We start from the raw sequence: 20,359 nt of genomic DNA, 5'->3' as shown, positions 1-20,359 counted from the left end.
ACACTAAGCACTAATTACTAAAAACCTTAAGGTGGTTATTGCGGCGGGGCTCACCTCTTCCCATCCCGAACAGAGTAGTTAAGCCCGCCTGCGCAGATGGTACTGCAGTATTGTGGGAGAGTATGTCGTCGCCTTTTTTTGAAGAATCCTTATCATTTATTTGATGAGGATTTTTTGTTTTTAGTCGTTTTAAGTGTTTACATGTATAAAACTTCATTTAGAATTCAACTGCACCGTTATCAAAATCTTAGTTTTTAACCCATGTAAAAAAAGTTTGGAAGGATTTAAAAACAGTACATTTTTAGATAATAGTAAATAATGATTAAATCATATTTACATTTTTAAAACTAAAAGGACTTCTGGATTAAAGCTGTTGAATGGTTAACATCGCTTAAACGCTTTCTAAACATATCTCGTGGTCAAGTAATCAAATGCTTCTTTGTAGTGTTAGAATAACAAAAAACAGCCTCTCCAATAATACTTAACACTAAACATTTGTGATTGATACTTATATAGTATTTAAGATTATCTTTCAGGAGCTGATGGAAGCTAAAATAAGAATCAGGATATTTTTTTGTCTAAAGTTTTTTTTAATAAAAAAGTTTCTAGATTAATTAAATATTAAAATGTTGATTTACAGTTTTTTAATATGGGAAGAATATAAAGTAAATTCTAAAAATATATAAGATTGTGTCATGTCTAATGTTGATATTTGAAAAGCGTAAATAGTTATACTATTCGCTTAACTTCTTAAAAATCAATATTATGAAAAATTTAATTTTAACTTGTGCATTCTTAGTTTTTGCTGCAACAGCAACTGCACAACAGACTCCGACAAAAAAATCAAAAACCACTGTAGATTCTACTATGCAGAAAAGCAGTACACACAAAACGGATACAGTAAAAAGCCAGCATAAAAATAAAGCTGGTAAAAAGACAAAGAGTACAAATCCTGCGGTAAATTCAAACCGTAAGGATACTGTAACTAGTCCTAAAACTTCACCTAAAAATCCATAAAAAAGATTTTTTGATGAAATTGAATTTTAAAAGCCTATTTATAGGCTTTTTTTGTACATTCTTAAAACTACAAAATGCATAACTCACCTTCATCTTTTTTAATGAAAAAATATTTAAGTAAAAAATGTATTTTTTGAAGTCAAGATGTTTTCTGTAGAAAATTTTAAAATTTTTCTACTAATATAGTTCAATTCCAGAAATAGACGGGTTTTTTAATTTTTATTGATAAAATTTAGATGAATGACAATTCTAATACTTTGAACAACATTTTATCTCTGTTTAATGTCAAATTTGGAAATTGAAAGGTACTCTTTTTACAGGGTTTTAATAAAATACTTTTACTGTAAAAAAATGTTAATTTATGCTTTTTTTATGAAAATTTTTCTTCCTTAGGAAATGAATTAATATCAATGATAATCGGGTTTAGCGATGGAATATTTAATATTAAAGTTAAAAATAAAGGTTTTAAGTGTAAAAAAATATTCTAAAACGTTTTTGTACTTCGATTTAATATATATATTTGTTTAACAAAATTAGCTATAATTTAATATAAAATTAACAATTTATACGGGATGAACTTTGAGTATATATTTTCATAATTACGCATGTTTATATTAATTTTCTAGGTCAGTAAAAAGCAGAAAATATTTTTCAGAGTAAGATAAGATTTGGATTTAATCTTAATTTGATTTTTACTATAGTTGAACAGTTGTTCGACATCATAAATTTAAAGTAGTCAAAATAAAAGACTTTATTGTTAAAGGCTCTATCTAAATAAATTTTTTTAATGCAATCACTAAAACGATTTACTAAATCGTTTTAGCAAGCCTTTACATGCCAATTTTTAAAATTATTATTCACCAAAAAATAGCTGCTTATGAAAAAAAAATAAAGAATTCTAAATACGGCAAAACAATTACAATTCTAAATACAGGAAAAGTAATGTGACATTGCAGACTATACTTCTGGGGATCAGAAGAAGTTCTAAAAATTAATAACCAAACAAACCAATTACAAACAAACCAAATAATATGAAAAAACTGTTATACGAAGTATTGTTAGTTTTTCTAGCAGTGCTGTGCTTTCAAGAGATGCATGCTCAAAACGATGCTATTTCTGGTGTAATTACAGATAATGCAAATCTTCCTGTGCCTTATGCCAATGTTAAAGAGAAGGGAACAAAGCAAGAAGTTACTACAGATGAAAATGGTATTTTTAAAATATCAGTAAAACCAGGAGCGGTATTAATTATAAGCTCAGTAGGATTTAAAACTGTAGAGATAAAAGCAGTAGATGGATTAAAAATAAAATTAGGAACTGATACTAATGAGCTTGAAGGACTTACGGTGACAGCATTAGGACAATCGAAAAAAAATAAATCAATTGGCTACGCAACAAGTACCATTAAAGCCGATGCGATTGTAAAAACTGCTTCACCAACTATTGCAAACTCTTTATATGGTAAAGCGCCTGGGGTTAGAATTTCGTCTACACCTGGAGGAGCTGGAGCAATCAATATTCAAATTCGAGGACTTAATTCTATCACGGGTAGAAATCAGCCGTTAATTGTTTTAGATGGGGTGCCTATTCGAGACGGAGAAGTAAATAATAGTGACTACTGGAACCAGCAGAGAATTAAAGCTAACGGATTAGCAGATATTAATCCAGAAGATATAGAAAATATATCTATTCTTAAAGGAGCTTCGGCTGCTGCATTATATGGCTCTGAAGCGGTAAATGGAGTTGTGTTGATTACTTCAAAATCGGGTAGAGGAAAAAAAGGACTAGGTGTTGATTTTAGTACCAGTTATTCTAATAATTCAATTGCATACCTGCCTAGATTTCAATATGAAAGAGGACCAGGATGGACAAATGCTAATTACTCAACGGGATATTTAGCACCAGATGGTTTTGCACAATATGATACAAATGGAGATGGTGTGCCTGATACAAGGGGAGTTTCTGCTAGTACAAATAATTTTGGACCATGGTTTGACGGACAGCCTATTATGTCTTGGGATGGTGTAATTCGTCCGTATTCTGCTCAAAAAAATGGATATAAAAATTTGTTTCAAAATTCATGGGACGGAACAACGAATTTGGCTCTTAGTAACAATACTGATAATTCCAGCATTCGTTTCTCTTATACACATACAGAATCTGAAGGATTGAGTATGGGAAATACCAATAAAAAAAATACATTTAATTTAAATACATCATTCAAAATTGGATCGCGTTCTAAGACTGATGTAATTGTAAGTTACATGAATCAAGATGTTGCCAATCGTACTTTTGCCCTAGATCGTCTGGTTAACAATTTTACAGGAATGTTGAGCCCATTTGATAATGGTGACTGGTACAAAGAAAAATATAAGACAAGTTTAGGTTATAAATATGTAACTGGAACCAATCAAAGTTTAACTCCAAGTGAAAATATTATTCGTAACGGATTTAAAGCTGATATTGGAGATTATTTCTGGAATGTAAATGCTAACCAGCAGGATGAGATTACAAATAGGTTAATGGCAAGTATAACTGAAACGCTTACAATTACAAAAGATTTATCATTGCGCGGACGTGCTTCTACAGATCTAACATCGGTTAATATAGAATCAAGAAATCCAGTTGATAAACCTATAATCTACGGATTTGGACCAGGATCTTACGAAATCGAATCGCAGGATTATAACATCTTATACGGAGATTTGTTATTGACCTATAATAAAAAAATTACGGAAGATTTTAATGTAAGTGCCGTTCTTGGATATTCAGGATCACAAGAAACAGGCAAACTTCTTACTAGATTAAGTAATGGCGGTCTAAGCGTTGAGGGATGGTACGATATGAACTCGTCTGTTAATACGCCATTAAGTAAATCTTCAAAATATGAAATTGTAAAAGATGCGATTTTTGGAACTTTAAATTTAAGTTACAAAAACTATTTATTTGCTGAGGGAACTATCAGAAGAGATAGAACTTCTACCATGAATCCAAATAATAATGCGTTTACTTATCCATCTGTAAACTCAAGTTTTGTATTGTCTGATGCAGTACAGTTACCAGAATTTATCAGCTATGCAAAAATGCGTGGTTCTTGGGGTATTGTGGGTAATTATCCAGATCGTTATGCAGCAAATATTGCGTTTAGCCAAACTTCTCTTGGAAATCAAGGAACTACAACTCCTGTTTTGATCACGACTTCTCCTACAAAATATGGAAATGAAGGAATAAAACCAGAAATGAAAACAGAGTATGAGCTTGGTTTTGAAACGAAATTCTTTGACAGAAGATTAGGTTTAGATTTTTCATATTATAACGCTACAATTAAAGACCAAATTCTTGATTTAACATTGGCACCAACAACAGGAGCGAGTTCTATTTTGGCTAATGTGGGAGAGCTTAGCAATAAAGGATTCGAAATTGCACTTACTGCATCTCCTTTTAGAACAAAAGATTTTTCATGGGATGTCACCGTAAACTGGGCAAAAAATATTAACAAGATCGTGAAACTGGCAAATGGTGCAACAGAATTACTGCATGCCGATTATGATGGATCTGCAGCTCAGTTAAAATCTGTAGTGGGACAACCTATGGGAGGAATTTATGCACATCCTGTAAAAACGGACGCAAGCGGAAACAAAATGGTTGACTCTGATGGATATTATATGATTGATGCTGATAAATGGGAAAAATACGGAACGGCTACACCTCAAGGTGTTGGAGGTTTGTTAAATACCTTTACTTATAAATTTGTAACATTAGATGTTAATATTGATTACTCGTACGGAGGTTATTTGATGCCAACAGGTGTTAACTGGATGCATTCAAGAGGACTTACAGAAGAAAGTTTAAAATACAGTACCAATGAGCGCGGTGGTTTGACTTATTATATGGATAACGGTAAGGGAGTTCAAGTACCTAACAGTGCCACTGCAGGACCGGGCGGACAAACATTGTATAGAGATGGAATGCTTATGGATGGTGTTACTGCGGATGGTTCTCCAAATACAAATGTTATTTCACAAGCAGGTTATTACAATATGACTTACAACTGGGGAGGTCCGCAGTACAGCAGCTCACGTTATGATTTGTATATTCAGAAAAACAACTATGTAAAACTTAGAGAATTATCATTAGGATTTAATATGCCGTCTGAATGGGCTGAAAAAATTGGAGTTTCTAAATTAAGTTTTTCAATATTCGGACGTAATTTATTTTATCTATACAGAACAATTAAAGATATGGATGCCGAGGCTACGACTTCAGGTTCAAGATGGTCGCAGAACGTTAACAATGCTGGACTTACTCCATCTACTAGAAGTTTTGGGGCTATGTTGAGAGCTTCTTTCTAATTGATAATTTATAATTAAAAAAATACGACATGAGAAAATTATTATATACATCATTGGCTGCAGCATCGATTCTTTTCGCTTCATGCACGCAGAATGCTTTTGAAGATGCATACAGAGATCCATCTACGGTTACATCGACAACTGTACCTAAACAGTTCGCTGGTTTTATGAAAATTAACTTTGAAGATGTTATTCCATCTTATTGGAATTATTTTACAGTTATAAGAACAACTTCTTTAAACTATACTCAAGCGCACGGTTTTCTAAATACAACAGGACGTTATATTCCAGGAGCAGCCGTCAATGATAGATGGAAGAGATATTACAATTTTATAACTCAGTACAGAGAGTTAGAAAAAGTAATGGGTTCTTTATCTCCAGCAGAACAAGCAGAAAATAGAATTTACACTATCACTTCGACGATTTATTTATATGATCATACCGAAAAAATGGTTGATAATTTTGGAGACATTCCATTCTCTCAAGCAGGAAAAATCAGCTCAACAGGAGGGAACTACGCGAATGCATCTGCAAAATATGATAATCAAATTGAGCTTTATACTCAGATGTTAGATGAATTAAAAGCTTTTTCTACAGAATTAAATTCTATTGCTTTATCAACTAAAGTGGGCTTAGAATTTAAAAACCAAGACCTTATCAATAAAGGAGATCTTGCGGCATGGAAAAACTACTGCAACTCGCTTCGATTGAGAATTTTAAACAGAGTTTCTGCAGTTCCATCTTTTGCATCAAGATCAAATAGTGAAATTGCGGAGATTATTAATGAGGGGAAATTAGTTGATGAAAATGCTGAAAATATCGCATTTAGAGTATATACTCAAGATGGAGATTTGGATAGCGCAGGTTTTGAAGATGCATTAGAAGAAGACGGTTTTAGTAATAGTGCTCCTAAATTAATGATTGACCACATGAATGCTAATGGCGATCCTCGTTTGACATGGTTGTTTGAAAAAGGCCAAACAGCGTCCGTTTTTACAGGGCTTGATCCATTACTGGCTTCGGGAGCTCAGACCCAGTTAGTTGTTGACGGTAAAATTGCAGTTTACAATAGATCTGTTATCAGCAGAAATAAATGGCTGCCGGGGACATTGATAAATGCTGCCGAAGTAAATTTAATCTTAGCAGAATATTACACAAGAAACGGAAATGCAACTACAGCAAAAACTCATTTTGAAAAGGCTGTCAGACAATCGATAGAATATTATGTAAGATTGGGAGATAAAGCTGATATTTTGGATTGGAAACCAACAACAGAACCAACTGCTGCTGAAATTGATGCATACATTACTACTATTAATTTTGGAGGAGCTTCTGCAGCTTCAGACCAATTAGCTTTAATTGCATTTCAAAAATACATTCATTATAATGTTATGCAGGCAGATGAAGCGTGGGCAGAGCAGAGAAGGCTAAAACTTCCAGCTTTAATTTTCATGGAAGATGAAACAAGCACAATTAGAAAAACGCCTCCTACACGCTGGACATATCCAAATTCAGAAAGTGTTTATAATCCAGATAATTATAATGCTGTTAAAGCAAATGATAATTTGAGTACTAAAATTTTCTGGGATGTAAAATAGTATTTTAGAGTTACTAACGTCCTATAAACCTTGATTGTCTTTTCAATCAAGGTTTTTTGGTTTTAGAAGTAAGCCTAAAGAACTGCAATTTTTCCTGTCTGTATTTCACCAGAGTTTGTAATTATTTTGTAGATATAAATTCCCGAAGCCGCATTTTTTAAATTTACGCTGCTGGTTGTAGAAGGTAATGGAAAAGTAATGGTATTCTGACCGCTAATGCTGTATAAATAGAAAATAGCATTTGGCTGTTTTTTGGCTTCAATATTTAATTCTTCATTCTTATTTAATAATGTTGGGTAGACAAAAAACAACTCATTACCAAGGTAATTAGTATCAAAAACTAATGAACTTATTGTTGTATTGTTTTCTAAAATTATATTTATTTTATATTTATTGCTTCCTTGTATTGGAGTATTATCAAAGAAAGAAAACGTCTTAGAACTAATGTCATTTATTGTACTAATAACACTTTCGGTATCATTAATTATTTTAACCAGTTCAATTCTCTTGATATTGTATAAGCTGAAAAGACTCGCATCAATCTTTACTTTGTTTTCTTCAAAAACTGTTGCGAAAGCAAGTTCAAAATAACAATTTGAATTTTGGGAATGTTGTAATACCGACTCACTTTTTATTCCTTCGCTATTGTCAAATACGGGAGCAACAGTGTGAATTTTCCCATCCGTATATGCATAAGTGGTATTAGTTGTTTGCTCTTTAAATTCTAAACTATCGTCTGTCAGCTCATAAATATTAAATGAAGTGACAGCTTCTGGTCTGTTCCAATTTATCTCTGTGGTGCCGTCGCAAACTAAGCTCGTTGTGATATTTAAATCATAAGAAATCATAAAGCTTTCAGAGATATATTCTGCTTTACCAATGGTCATTTTCAATTTTGCTTTTGAAAATTTTTCTTTTGCAGGTATATAAGTGTATTGCTCATTATCCAGATTGATACCATCAGCGATAATTTCCCAAGTTTGTCCATTATTGTACGTAATAGATAATTGTCCCACGTTGCCGGAAAAGGAAGAATTCCATTTAAAAGGTGAAATGTTTCTGCCATCGTAAGGAAAATTATCTTTAGAAACGGGATAATTCCATTCAAATTGATCTGCCAGTTCATATTCATACGCTATACTGTAATCCTGAGGTGTCTCAGACACAAATGAACCTTTGATATTAATAGTATATGATCCTGGTAAAGGATTTTCAATAGTTACCTGCTCTACAGTATTAATATTATCTCTTCCTCTTACAGCTTGCTGCTCAGGAGCTTCGGGATTAAGAACCCACGGTAAAAAAGCGGTATTATCAGTCGAAATAATTTCCAAGTCCAAATTATTTACCAAACTAATATTACTGTTGATGGGTGCAGGAAGATCATTCCAAACCAATGTAGTTTTTAAATTTTTTGCATTCGCAGGAATAGTAATGGTATGTGAATTTATCTGACCAGAGGTTAATTCACCAGATATAATTCTATTTTCGCTGATCGTTTTTAGGCATTTATCAGCATTAATATTGCCATAACCGTATGTGTAATCAGGACCTTTTTTACCAAGGTCTTTTGCACTGTTAATCAAAATTGCTTTAGTTAATGAATTATTTAAATTGTTATTATTTAGAGTTTTATAGTGCTGCTTCATCAGGGTAATTATTCCCGCAGCTAATGCTGTAGAATTTGAAGTTCCCTGCGTACTAAAGGCAACTAATTCTGGCTTTATGCGACCATCAAAGGCAGGACCTTTTGAAGAAAATGGCATAATTACTTCATTTTGATCAATGCATCCTACCACTATACCATTTTTGGACTGTTTGAAGTTGCCTGTAATCGATTTATAACCTTCAAGACCACTATTACCAGATGAAAAGCAATGAGTTAAATCAGGATTGTCATATAATTGAACATCGTAAGCATTTGCGAGTGAACCATAAAAATTCTCAATTACAGTTCCGTAAGAATGATTTTGAACAGCTGTATTTTCTAAAGATGCTATTTCATCTGGATAAATGTTTAAGAAATCAGACGATTGTATTTTAGCTTTTGGAGCGACTCCTTTTCCTAATGCAGAACTATTTCCTAGTCCAGCAATTATAGTAGCCATAGCCGTTGCATGCGTCGACACGTTAGCCGATTCTTTTTTTGAAACAATATGCTTATTTAATAAATCAGCATCATTTACATCAAAAAAATCATCTTTTACCGCAGTAATTTGATTTTCGCCAGTAATGAGAGGGAAGTTAATATTTGCCATATTTACGAAATTGATAGTGAGATTTTGGTCTATTATCTTCGATTCTGCTTTTGGCTGCAGCGATTCTTGTGAAACAGATAAAACACTGTTAAATTCAATAATTTCATCAATAATATTTTTAGAATTACTTTTTATAACTGCAAGATGATTATCCAAAATTTTGATATCAGAAATATGTATTGATTCTAAGTCATTAATTAACGATTTGATACTATCAGCTGCTATGATATAATATTTGAAATCAGTATGATTTGAAAAATTAGATGGTAACTTCCATAGGTTATTAACAGGCAGGTTTTTATTAGAAGATTTTTTAGACAGCACATTATTTATTTCAACGACACAAAAAGTAGTGTCTAATTTTTTTACAACCTTATATTGGTATCGATTTGCATTTTCTAAAGAAGTAAAATAATATTTCTCAAATTTTCCTTCTTTCTCATTCTTTAGAAACTGGCTCCATTTTTCAGCACCTTGTGAAAGGCTGATTGTAGTAATCATAAAAAAAAGAAAAGTAATTTGTTTCTTCATTTACTGTAGATCTTAGGGCTGTTAAAAAAAACTTTGCTTTTATCACTGTCATTAGAATAAGGCAAAGATGAATCTTCTTTTGATAACTTATTATCAAGTATTTTTCTAGTAGGATTAATCCAAAGTTATTAAATTATTTGTAGAAAAATACGATATTTTATTTCATACTAGATCAGTAAAATCTTTCAGGTAATTTTATTTAGAAATAAAAATGGTTTTAATTAAAATATGTTACAAATTCCAAAGTGTTTTTGGCATTTTTTATAGGATATAAATTTAAAATATTAATATTTATATTTAATTTATTGATTTGTAATTACTTATTGATTTAGTTCTCATCTCAGCAATAGCGCCACAATACTGCAAAATGCCGTCAAATAATATTTAACAAAAAGTGTTAAAATTGTTAAATTTTAAATTTATAAGTATTTTAAGATTAAAAAATATTTAAATTTGATAATAAATATTACAATATTTTGTAAAGACCCCTTTTTTACCAGTTTATTTTTTAACAACCAAACAAAACCTATTATGAAAAAAATTAAAGCAATTCTAGCCTTATCATTTATGGCTCTAGTACTGGTTTCCTGTAATAAAGAAGAGGAGACAGTTCAATCAAATGATTCATCGCTAAAAGTAACACCAGAGGTGTTAAATAAACTTCGTTCACTTTCATTAAATACTTCTGATGTTCAAGTGATTAAAAACACAAAGGCAGATGGAACCATTGAGGATGCATTCTTGGTAGAAGGATGTATAGCTATTACAGAAGATCAATTAAACAAAATGGATCTGCACGGCGGAATTACCACAGAACAATACCGCACTACTAATCTAGTTTCTGCTCCAAAAACTATTAGAGTTGTGGGATTATCAGGGACTGGGACAACAGCCCTAACAACAAATATGCGTGCAGGACTGCAGGCGGCAATTAACAGATATAATAATTTAGGATTGTCTATTAACTTTACACTAACCTTTAGTTCAAGTACTTCTGGTGCAAACATTGTTGTACGCAGACAAACAGGATCTGCAGGTGGAGTAGCAGGTTTCCCTTCTGGAGGAAACCCTTATAATTCAGTTACATTATATTCTGGATTAGAGAGTTATTCAACTGGTGTAAATGCACACGTAGCAGCGCATGAAATTGGTCACTGTATTGGTCTGCGTCATACAGACTGGTTCAGCCGTCAAAGTTGTGGGCAAAATTCAAATGAAGGAACAGCTGGTGTTGGAGCTATTCTTATTCCAGGAACACCTTCTGGATATGATGCAACTTCTTATATGAGAGCATGTTTCGGTTCAAGTGAGACTGGAGCTTTCAATGCTAACGATATTACAGCACTGAATTATTTATACTAATAGGTGAATTAGAGTTGTCTTTACAAAATAGGAGAGGCTGTTTCATACATTATGAAACAGCCTTTTTTTTTTGCGATATTATTCAGATACTTCCAATTTTAGATGTTCGTTTATAAAAATGATAAAACAAATTAGTTAATTATAAATTTTCAGATTCTGTCGTTTTGATTTAAAAATTTAGACCAAAAAAAATCAGATTGTGCTTCTCATTTTGGAAGTATCATCTTATCATTTTGATAATAATTAAAAATCTTAATTATAATTTTATTGTGTAATAATTTGATAATCAATCTGTATTTAGGTGTTTTTTTTCTTGGCATGCCATTTGTTTTTTAATTATCAGAAACAAATACAGCTGTTTTCACCAGTTTTATAGGGTCATCTAGTTTGTAGATTCTAAAATTTATGCTGCAGTTGTAATAAAAACATTAGATATATGAAAACAAGTAAAACGAGAAGTAAGGAGATTGCAAAACAATATATAACAAATAAATCTGTACAAAGTAAAAACAAAGTGATCAATTTAATGGTGTTCAGTATTGTTTTATTTATTACTGTTTTGCTAATCTCTCAAATCCTATAGGCTGTATTATGAAAATTATAAATCCTATCATAGATCCTAAAATACATCTTACTAAAAAAAGTTCGATATTTTCCAGTTCACTTTATACCAAAAAAAATCCTTTACCTGATGAAGATGTTTTGGAACCAGTTGAATTTACTATTGAGAAAGCCAGATCCGCCCATACTTTTTGGATCAAACAAATCTGCGAAGTTACATCATCATCCGCCGCTGCTCGGGGAACTGGTATTTCGGGACGTCCTCCAGAAATGCTGGAAGCAAAAATGAAAAAAGGAGAAGCAGTAATAGCTTTTGCATCAGATGGGAGGTGGGCAGGTTTTTCTTTTATTTCTGCTTGGGAAGATGGAAAATATGTTTCTAATTCTGGTTTAATTGTCGCTCCTGAATTCAGACACACCGGACTTGCAAAAAGAATTAAAAAGGAGATTTTTGACTTGAGCCGCGAGAAATATCCCGATGCCCGCATATTTAGCTTAACTTCTAGTCTTGCTGTAATGAAGATGAATCATGATCTCGGTTTTGAGCCAGTTACATTCTCAGAGCTTACAAACGATGATGTTTTTTGGGAAAATTGTAAAACTTGTGTCAATTGTCCCATCTTAAAAAGTAAAGAAAGAAAAAATTGTTTGTGTACTGCTATGCTTTATGATCCTAATAAAAATAGTAGTTTTTTACATACGAATGTTCTGCCAAAGCGATGACTTATTTTTCTAGATATTAATATTTTTCTCAACTTACTTTAGGGTTCAAATATATAGAGTTGTCTACTTTTTTTTCTGAATAATAGATAGTTATATTTTAGAGTTGATACTCATTTTGTGAGTCTAATACATAAAATTTTCATAATTTTTAGATTGTAAAATATACTTTTTAGTATATTTACAGTCTAAACTTATTTCAAAATGCTGACAAAGGCCGAAAAAACAAAACAATTTATCTTAGAAACTGCAGTACCTCTTTATAATCAAAAAGGTATTTCTGGAGTTAACATTGATGATGTTTTGGAGGCAACCAAGCTTACCAAAGGATGTTTATACGGTCATTTTGAAAATAAAGAAGATTTGTCGGAGCAGGTAATTGACTTATCTCTTAAAATGGTTTCTGATAAAATGAGAGCTGCAGTTTACAGCTCAAAAACCATAAAGGGCAAAATACATGCCTTTTTGGATTTTTATAAAAATCCTATTGATACTTATATTTCTGGCGGATGCCCGATATTTAATGCTGCTGTGGAGGCAGACGATAATTATCCTTTTATAAAAGAAAAAGTCGCAAAAGTATTTAGAAACGGCCAGCAGGAATTAACCGCTCTGCTTCAGCAGGGAATTAATAATGGTGAGTTTTCCCACAAACTTGATCCAGCAGTCTTTGCTTTCAAATTGGTGGCTTCAGTTGAAGGAGGAATAGTAATGTGCAGGGTGATGCAGAACGCGAAACCAATGCAGGGATTAGTGAAAAATCTTAAGTCTGAATTAGAACAATACATCATCTAAATTTTTTTATTTTAAAATAGACTAAAAAGTATATTTTAAAATAGACTAAAAAGTCTAATTTTTAATGGAAAAAGCAATCAATTTGTTGGTAAATAGACAAGTAGTAAAATATAAAATTTAATTTAAATAATTATAAAATGAAAACAACAGGAAATACAGTATTTATAAGCGGCGGAAGTGCTGGAATAGGATTAGCAATTGCAAAGAAGCTAGACGCTGCAGGAAATAAAATTATTATCAATGGCAGGAGCGAAGAACGTCTTCAAAATGCATTAAAACAATTAGATAACGCAGTTGCTTTACAAGGAGATTTGTCTTTAGAAACTGATAGAATACGAATTGCTGAGCAATTAAAACAGGATTATCCAGAGGTAAATGTTATTATTAATAATGCCGGAGCAGCTTTTACTTATCTTTTAAGTGAAACTTTAAATGCGCACGAAAAAGCAGCTATCGAAATGAATACAAATTACTTAAGTGTAATACATTTCACAGAGCTTTTACTTCCTCATCTAATTCAAAAAACAGAAGCTGCTGTTGTAAATGTATCGTCAATTGCTGTATTTGGCAGTCATAAATTATTACCAACTTACGGGGCAACCAAGGCGGCTCTGCATAGTTATACAGTTGCGCTCCGCAATACATATGAAGAAGAAAAAAACCTTCAGATATACGAAGTTTATCCGCCGCTTGTTAATACCGAATTTTCTGCAGAAATAGGTGGAGCAAATGGTATTCCGCCTCAAGAAGTAGCCGATGAATTGTTTTTGGCACTAAAAAATAATCAGTATGATGTCCCAGTAGGCGACACAAAGCAATTCTTTAAATAAAAGAAAATGAATATAAAAGGTAAAGCTGTATTAATTACTGGAGGAGCTTCTGGTATTGGTTTAGAATCTGCAAAAAAGTTTTTGGAAGAAGGGGCAAAGGTTATCGTTACAGGCAGGAATCAACCAAAATTAGATGAGGCCAAAAGACTGTTTCCTTCACTAATAGTTATTAAAAGTGATGTTGAAAATCAGGATGACGCGCAATCTCTTATTGATCAAGTAACTGCCTTGGGGGGCATAGATATCTTGTATAATAATGCAGGGGTTGGAAGTCCGGCACTTAATCTTGGAATTGCAAATGAACAGATTTTAAAGAACGCGGTGTATGAAATGAATATCAATTATTTTGGTGTTATAAGACTTAATAACATCTTTATGAATATGCTTAAATCAAGAAAAGAGGCTGCCATTATAAATACAACTTCAATTTTGAGTATGGTGCCTGCCTTAGAAGAACCTACTTATTCGGCAACTAAAACCGCTTTAAGTTTTTACACCCGCATACTGAGAAAAAATTTGGAAATACTTAATACTAATGTGAAAGTTTTTGAACTGATTCCGCCAGTTGTAGCTACAGAAATGACAGCCAAAAGAAACGACAAAAAAATAACTCCAAAACATTTAGTAAATGCGCTTGTTACTGGAATAAAAAAAGATCAATTTACTATTCGTGTTGGTGATTCTAAATTATTATATATTGTGAGCAGGTTTTTCCCTAAGCTGGCTTTCAATCTGGTAAATCCTAAAAAAATCTACACTAACCTTATTCGCTAATTAAATTTTAAAAGATCTAAAATGAAAGCATTTGTAATAAATAAATACAGTAAAAAGCAAAGTCTGCAAAGTGTAGAACTTTCTTTACCAGACATAAAAGATAATGATATACTGGTTGAAATCCATGCAGCAGGGGTTAATGTTTTAGACTCGAAAATAAAAACAGGAGAATTTAAACTCATTTTGCCCTATAAACTACCGCTTATCTTAGGTCATGATGCAGCCGGGGTGGTAGTAAGAACAGGCAAGAATGTGAAGAAGTTTAAAACTGGAGACCAAGTTTATGCTAGAGTATCAGATCATCGAATAGGTACGTTTGCCCAGTTTATTTCCGTTGACGAAAAAGATGCTGCTTTTAAACCTAAAAATCTTTCTATGGAAGAAGCTGCATCTATTCCTCTAGTAGGGCTCACGGCCTGGCAGGTTTTGGTTGAAAGAGGTGCAGTAAAATCAGGGCAAAAAGTATTTATACAGGCGGGTTCTGGAGGCGTTGGAACTTTTGCTCTTCAGCTGGCCAAATATTTAGGTGCAGAAGTCGCTACTACTGCAGGTGCTCTAAGTACAGAACTACTAAAAAAACTTGGGGCCGATATCGTTATTGATTATAAAAACAGCGATTTCGAAAAGATGCTGAGTAATTATGATGTTGTATTGAATAGTCAAGATCAGAAAACACTCGAAAAATCGATGCGAATATTAAAATCAGGGGGTAAACTAATTTCTATTTCGGGACCGCCAACACCTGTTTTTGCTGAGGAAATCAAAGCTTCTTGGTTTGTAAAAATCGTATTATCATTACTAAGTTTTAGTATTCGTAAAAAAGCAAAGAATAAAAATATATACTATTCTTTTTTGTTTATGAGATCTGATGGGGAACAATTGAGTGAAATTACAAAGCTTATTGAGCTAGGTATAATCAAGCCCGTTGTCGATAAAGTTTTTTCTTTCGAAAATACAAATGAGGCGTTGTCTTATGTAGAAACTGGCAGAGCAAAAGGAAAAGTGGTTATTAAGATAAAATAATAGTTTTTTCAGAAGTCAAGATTTTACCTGTGTTTGCTTCTGTTGCAAACCTTTTTTTAAGATTTTAATCGGCGCTTTTCGGTTTGAAATTAATACATAATAACCTGATAGTTATGAATGTATTTTTCTTTTTCATCATTCATTGTGGCCCTATTAGCTAAATTATAAGCAATAATCATATATTGTTTAGATTCAAAACTGTTTAACTGATTTGCAGTACCAAGAATTATTTTTTTGAATTGAAAGTGCCCGATTAATTTTATTGACAATCTGATTAGATTTGAGATTTTTTATTAGAAAATTTTACAAATAAAAAAAAGGAAACAGAGAATAATTTTGTTTCCTTTTTTAATTGCCTTTTACGAGAAAAAACGCATTCTATTTACCGCTTGAAGCAGTTATATTTCCTAATTGAAGTCTAAAGTCAGGTCTTCTTGGATTGTATACATCAACGAATGTCTCTTTATTATCCGCATGTGAATAAACATTAGAGAAGATGCTGTTTCCATACCAGTTTTCTAAGTCAGTATTATCAGTTTTGTTTTCTGTAAATATATTACCGCTGCATTGATTAAAGAACATTTCTTCAAATTTAATTTTCTTTAAATTAGCAGAGTTTATTTCAGTATTATTATCTAATAATACCGCTGGATTAAATCCTGAAACTACACTTCTTTTCATTTCCAAAGATGCATTTTCAGCAACATACACAGCTTCTTTTATTAAACCTTTTTCAATGTCGCCTTTAATATTTTCGCTGTCATTCAGCATTGTAATATTTGAAGCAGAAACGTAAGTGAATTTTTTAGTAAAATCAGTTTCACTTTTCTTTTCATAAGCTTTTACCTCCAAACATCTTGAACCGTCTTTGTTACTTGATAAGTAAGATGATCTAACAGCTAAAGAATTGTACAAACGGCACTGAGCACCTTGGGTAAATTTAAAATCATCATTAATTGATTTATAGGAAACTAATTGAGAAGCATTTATGTCTCCACCATAAAAGGCAAATGAATCGCCTCCTGAGTAGCTCACCATAATGTTTTCTAATACTGTTTTGCTTCCAGCACCTGCAACAGTTAGTCCGTTAAAACTATCCGCTCCTTTTACTTTTTTACCAGCAAATTCAATTCTCACAAATTTTAAAATTCCTGAGTTGCCCGCCGCATTTTCACCTCCGTATACGGTAAGAGCTGGATCAAGATCCATATTGTAAGAACCAACGCTTCCAAATTTGTTTATTGGAGCATCACCAAGAATTACCAAACCTCCCCAATCGCCAGCTTTTTTCATACTGCGGTTAGAAGTAAAAACTATAGGATCAGTAACTTGGCCTTCTGCCATAATTTGTGCTCCTTTAGTGATAACCAATGTTCCTTTTGAATCAGCATCGCCCATAATTACTGTACCAGGTTCAATAGTAAGTACAGCATTATTAGTTACATATACATTTCCTTGAATAATGTATACGTTCCTTTTAAGCAGTTTTGTGTTTTGAGTAATATTTCCAGCTAAAATTTGATTTGCTTCCTTGGAGTCAGTTTTTTGAGGTTTAAACTCTGTCCAATTATCCAGCCAGTTATTGTATCCGATAATTCCTTTTTCCTGTTGTGCATTTACGCCGGCTGCTGTCAGCAGGACACAAATCATTAGAGTAATTTTTTTCATAGTCTTGGGGGCTATTTAGGTATTATACATTTTTGTTAGACACAACTTATGTTGAAGCATCATTTAAAAACATTTGTTTTTGCGAGCGTCGACAACCAAATTTGGAATTGGAGAAGCGTCTTTTACAAAAATAGGTAATTTAATTAGATTTTTCAGCCTATTTATAGAGCTTTAACATTTGTTGAAGCTGATTTAACCGTATAGCGTTTTAAATTTTACAATTTATTTAAAAACGGTTTTGTTTATACTCTAGTTTATAAACTTTTATTTTGAATAGAAATCAAAATCAATTTAATAAGAAAGTACTTAATATAATGAAAATCAGTAATATTAGTTTTAAATTAAATAGAATAAAACTCCAATAATGCCGTTTTTTCAATAAAACAGTTAGTATGGGATTATTTGATTTTATGATAGTTGAAATTGCTATGGATTTGGGAACAGCAAACACTTTAATAATTTTTGATGGAAAAATTGTGGTGGATAGTCCTTCAATCGTGGCTAGGGATATTAAAAACGGAAAAATTATAGCGGCTGGTAAAGAGGCCAGTTTAATGCAGGGCAAGACACACGAGAACATTAAAACTATCAGACCGCTTAAAGATGGCGTTATTGCCGATTTTGATGCTTCGGAAAAAATGATCAGCTGGTTTATAAATAATATACCTGATATAAAGAAAAACCTTTTTAAGCCTGCATTGCGAATGGTTGTTTGTATTCCGAGCGGTATTACTGAAGTCGAAATGAGAGCTGTAAAAGAATCGTGTGAAAGAGTAAATGGAAAAGAAGTATTCTTAATTCATGAGCCAATGGCGGCGGCTATTGGAATGGGGCTGGATGTAATGCAGCCAAAAGGAAATATAATTGTTGACATAGGAGGAGGTACTACAGAAATTGCTGTAATTGCTCTTGGAGGAATCATTTGTGACAAATCCATAAAAATTGCAGGAGATGTTTTTACTGGAGATATCTTATATTATATGAGAACGCATCATAATTTATATATCGGTGAAGCAACTGCGGAACAGATCAAAATTCAGGTTGGTGCCGCAATAGAAGTACTGGAAGACGCCCCACAAGACATGATGGTTCGAGGAAGGGATCTGCTTACCGGCAAACCCAAAGAGGTACAGATTACCTCTAGGGAAATTGCAAGGGCTTTAGATAAATCGGTGCTTCGTATAGAAGATGCGATTATGGTAACGCTCTCGGTAACGCCACCGGAACTGGCCGCAGATATTTATAATACTGGATTGTATCTCGCAGGAGGAGGAGCGATGCTTCGCGGCCTTGATAAAAGAATTTCCCAGAAAACAGATTTACCCGTGTATGTTGCAGAAGATCCTTTACGAGCGGTGGTAAGAGGTACTGGTACTGTTTTAAAGAATATAGCTAAATATAAAAGTGTTTTGGTGAAATAGTTTGAAAACTGGAAAAGATATCGGTTAGAGATTGTTAATTCCAATTCTGCATTTATAAAGATGATATTGAAAATCAGTAGTAGGCCCTTTTACAGCTGACTTTCAATATCATTATTTACAATAAATTCAATTCCAAAATATCTTATTTTTTATTTTGATCAGCCCTTTTATGGTTATTACACTTTCATCAGTATTTGAATGGAGAAAAAATATAACCTTCAAGCTCTTGTCTATTACTGTTTATAAGGAAACAAATGTTTTAGATAATAAATTCAAAATCAAACTACGTTAGGCTAGCTGGTTTTTAAGATTTCGTCAATAATTATTTTTTGAACTTCTTCTGATTTTTCAGTTAAAACGGAATGTCCCGCATCTTTAAACAGAAATATTTTTTTTCGTGGTGCTTTTAATTCTTTGAAATATTTTTCAGCAATACTAAAGTTAGTTTGTAGATCTTTTTGACCAATAAAGAAATATACGGGACAATTAAAAGATGGCAGCTCTGTAAACAGGTTTTGCTTAATGGCCTTATTCCACGTTGGCAGCCAGACATCTGACCATGATTTAAGATACTGCTTAATTGCAGTAGTGTCTTTATCGGCAAAGGGCTGTCCGTCGTAACTAAACATCCATTTTCTCGAATAATACAATTGCTGGGAATTTTCAAATGGAATTTTGATTGTATTTAACTCTTTTTCAGCAGTAACATTGCCTTTTTCTCTCGCATCAGTTTTGAGTTTTTCTAACAGCAGCTGTTCACTTTTTGATTGGTCAATAACGGGACTAAATGCCATATAGGCATGTAGTAATTCGGGATGTTTTGCAGCCATTTTAAATCCAAGAACAGTTCCCCAAGATTCTCCAGCAAGGTATATTTTATTTTTATGAAATTTTTTTAAAAGAAGTTTTACGAGTTCATAAGTGTCATTTTCCATTAATTCTAACGTAATAGGATCTACGGATTTATTCAGCGCTTGCGTTCTGCCGCTTGCTCGCTGGTCCCATTGAACAACTAAAAAATGATCCCTTAATTTATTGGTAAATTTGTCAGCCTGATTCATTCGTGAACTTCCTGGACCACCGTGTAAAAAAAGGAGTAAAGGAGATGAGGTTTTTCCGTTGTAAGATATAACCTGCTTTATTTTGCCTACTGTTAAAGTATCATAATTAGTCTGAGAAAACGATACTTGATTAAATGAGATAAAAAGTAGAACTGCTAAAAGTTTTTTTCTCATAGATCGAATATATTAAATAATAAAATTAATTTTCGGCTGTATAGTTCGTGTTAATTTGTTGATTAATATGAGTTTATGTGCAAATATAATTTTTTTATAAAGAGAGATTTATTATTCTTAATAAAATTTTTTAAACATTTTTTATTTAGAAAATGATATAAAACTGAAATTATTAAGCTAAAATTTCCCTTTATGAAATAAAAAAGCCGGCGGA

Annotated in this window: 14 protein-coding genes and 1 rRNA gene; 11 read left to right on the top strand and 4 right to left on the bottom strand. The window is 32.5% G+C overall.

The window, feature by feature from the left end; all coding sequences use genetic code 11:
- The first annotated feature begins 27 nt into the window (after window positions 1–27).
- The 4 genes from rrf to HYN86_RS16435 all read left to right on the top strand — a co-directional run bounded on the left by rrf (window position 28) and on the right by HYN86_RS16435 (window position 6,967).
- Window positions 28–137 (top strand): 5S ribosomal RNA (gene rrf / locus HYN86_RS16450).
- Between the two features lie 628 nt (window positions 138–765).
- The gene (locus tag HYN86_RS16445) at window positions 766–1,017 is read left to right on the top strand and encodes a hypothetical protein (RefSeq protein WP_113679025.1); all 252 of its coding nucleotides are present in this window, start codon (window positions 766–768) and stop codon (window positions 1,015–1,017) included.
- Between the two features lie 1,031 nt (window positions 1,018–2,048).
- Window positions 2,049–5,369 (top strand): SusC/RagA family TonB-linked outer membrane protein, encoded by a 3,321-nt coding sequence (locus HYN86_RS16440; RefSeq protein WP_113679024.1) that lies wholly within the window; start codon window positions 2,049–2,051, stop codon window positions 5,367–5,369.
- Between the two features lie 29 nt (window positions 5,370–5,398).
- A complete protein-coding gene (locus HYN86_RS16435) occupies window positions 5,399–6,967 on the top strand; it encodes a SusD/RagB family nutrient-binding outer membrane lipoprotein (RefSeq protein WP_113679023.1) in 1,569 nt (522 codons plus the stop codon).
- Window positions 6,968–7,041: 74 nt separating this feature from the next.
- Here the strand turns inward: HYN86_RS16435 and HYN86_RS16430 are convergent, their stop codons facing one another.
- Window positions 7,042–9,756, bottom strand: a complete 2,715-nt coding sequence (locus HYN86_RS16430; RefSeq protein ID WP_113679022.1) for a S8 family serine peptidase — start codon at window positions 9,754–9,756, stop codon at window positions 7,042–7,044.
- Window positions 9,757–10,287: 531 nt separating this feature from the next.
- On the opposite strand from HYN86_RS16430, the gene HYN86_RS16425 reads away from it, so the two are divergent.
- From HYN86_RS16425 to HYN86_RS16400, 6 genes are all read left to right on the top strand, one after another.
- Window positions 10,288–11,118, top strand: a complete 831-nt coding sequence (locus HYN86_RS16425) for a M57 family metalloprotease (protein WP_113679021.1) — start codon at window positions 10,288–10,290, stop codon at window positions 11,116–11,118.
- 591 nt (window positions 11,119–11,709) lie between these two features.
- Complete coding sequence (locus HYN86_RS16420) at window positions 11,710–12,402, top strand: GNAT family N-acetyltransferase (RefSeq protein ID WP_113679020.1); 693 nt, start codon at window positions 11,710–11,712, stop codon at window positions 12,400–12,402.
- A gap of 201 nt (window positions 12,403–12,603) precedes the next feature.
- The gene (locus tag HYN86_RS16415) at window positions 12,604–13,194 is read left to right on the top strand and encodes a TetR/AcrR family transcriptional regulator (protein WP_113679019.1); all 591 of its coding nucleotides are present in this window, start codon (window positions 12,604–12,606) and stop codon (window positions 13,192–13,194) included.
- Between the two features lie 137 nt (window positions 13,195–13,331).
- Window positions 13,332–14,024, top strand: coding sequence for an SDR family oxidoreductase (locus tag HYN86_RS16410; protein ID WP_113679018.1), 693 nt, complete (start codon window positions 13,332–13,334; stop codon window positions 14,022–14,024).
- A gap of 6 nt (window positions 14,025–14,030) precedes the next feature.
- Window positions 14,031–14,798, top strand: a complete 768-nt coding sequence (locus tag HYN86_RS16405; RefSeq protein WP_113679017.1) for an SDR family oxidoreductase — start codon at window positions 14,031–14,033, stop codon at window positions 14,796–14,798.
- Window positions 14,799–14,819: 21 nt separating this feature from the next.
- Window positions 14,820–15,821, top strand: coding sequence for an NADP-dependent oxidoreductase (locus tag HYN86_RS16400; RefSeq protein WP_113679016.1), 1,002 nt, complete (start codon window positions 14,820–14,822; stop codon window positions 15,819–15,821).
- An 89-nt stretch (window positions 15,822–15,910) separates the two neighbouring features.
- Here the strand turns inward: HYN86_RS16400 and HYN86_RS16395 are convergent, their stop codons facing one another.
- Both HYN86_RS16395 and HYN86_RS16390 read right to left on the bottom strand, forming a co-directional pair.
- On the bottom strand, window positions 15,911–16,090 hold the full coding sequence (locus tag HYN86_RS16395) for a hypothetical protein (protein ID WP_113679015.1): 180 nt from the start codon (window positions 16,088–16,090) through the stop codon (window positions 15,911–15,913).
- 109 nt (window positions 16,091–16,199) lie between these two features.
- Entirely contained in the window at window positions 16,200–17,489 is a 1,290-nt protein-coding gene (locus HYN86_RS16390) for a hypothetical protein (protein WP_113679014.1), read from the bottom strand.
- A gap of 392 nt (window positions 17,490–17,881) precedes the next feature.
- Here HYN86_RS16390 and HYN86_RS16385 point away from each other — a divergent pair, with 392 nt between their 5' ends.
- A complete protein-coding gene (locus HYN86_RS16385) occupies window positions 17,882–18,910 on the top strand; it encodes a rod shape-determining protein (protein WP_113679013.1) in 1,029 nt (342 codons plus the stop codon).
- Between the two features lie 293 nt (window positions 18,911–19,203).
- Here HYN86_RS16385 and HYN86_RS16380 read toward each other — a convergent pair whose 3' ends face one another.
- A complete protein-coding gene (locus tag HYN86_RS16380; protein WP_113679012.1) occupies window positions 19,204–20,145 on the bottom strand; it encodes an alpha/beta fold hydrolase in 942 nt (313 codons plus the stop codon).
- Window positions 20,146–20,359 lie beyond the last annotated feature (214 nt).

It is taken from the genome of Flavobacterium fluviale, assembly GCF_003312915.1.
GTDB classification, from domain to species: Bacteria; Bacteroidota; Bacteroidia; order Flavobacteriales; family Flavobacteriaceae; genus Flavobacterium; species Flavobacterium fluviale.
The sequence above is the reverse complement of the archived record's forward strand: the minus strand, read 5'-3'. Positions and strand labels throughout refer to the sequence as shown.

Coding starts and splice junctions, on each gene's coding strand:
- HYN86_RS16445 (WP_113679025.1), top strand. CDS start 766: ATGAAAAATTTAATTTTAACTTGTGCATTCTTAGTTTTTGCTGCAACA.
- HYN86_RS16440 (WP_113679024.1), top strand. CDS start 2,049: ATGAAAAAACTGTTATACGAAGTATTGTTAGTTTTTCTAGCAGTGCTG.
- HYN86_RS16435 (WP_113679023.1), top strand. CDS start 5,399: ATGAGAAAATTATTATATACATCATTGGCTGCAGCATCGATTCTTTTC.
- HYN86_RS16430 (WP_113679022.1), bottom strand. CDS start 9,756: ATGAAGAAACAAATTACTTTTCTTTTTTTTATGATTACTACAATCAGC.
- HYN86_RS16425 (WP_113679021.1), top strand. CDS start 10,288: ATGAAAAAAATTAAAGCAATTCTAGCCTTATCATTTATGGCTCTAGTA.
- HYN86_RS16420 (WP_113679020.1), top strand. CDS start 11,710: ATGAAAATTATAAATCCTATCATAGATCCTAAAATACATCTTACTAAA.
- HYN86_RS16415 (WP_113679019.1), top strand. CDS start 12,604: ATGCTGACAAAGGCCGAAAAAACAAAACAATTTATCTTAGAAACTGCA.
- HYN86_RS16410 (WP_113679018.1), top strand. CDS start 13,332: ATGAAAACAACAGGAAATACAGTATTTATAAGCGGCGGAAGTGCTGGA.
- HYN86_RS16405 (WP_113679017.1), top strand. CDS start 14,031: ATGAATATAAAAGGTAAAGCTGTATTAATTACTGGAGGAGCTTCTGGT.
- HYN86_RS16400 (WP_113679016.1), top strand. CDS start 14,820: ATGAAAGCATTTGTAATAAATAAATACAGTAAAAAGCAAAGTCTGCAA.
- HYN86_RS16390 (WP_113679014.1), bottom strand. CDS start 17,489: ATGAAAAAAATTACTCTAATGATTTGTGTCCTGCTGACAGCAGCCGGC.
- HYN86_RS16385 (WP_113679013.1), top strand. CDS start 17,882: ATGGGATTATTTGATTTTATGATAGTTGAAATTGCTATGGATTTGGGA.
- HYN86_RS16380 (WP_113679012.1), bottom strand. CDS start 20,145: ATGAGAAAAAAACTTTTAGCAGTTCTACTTTTTATCTCATTTAATCAA.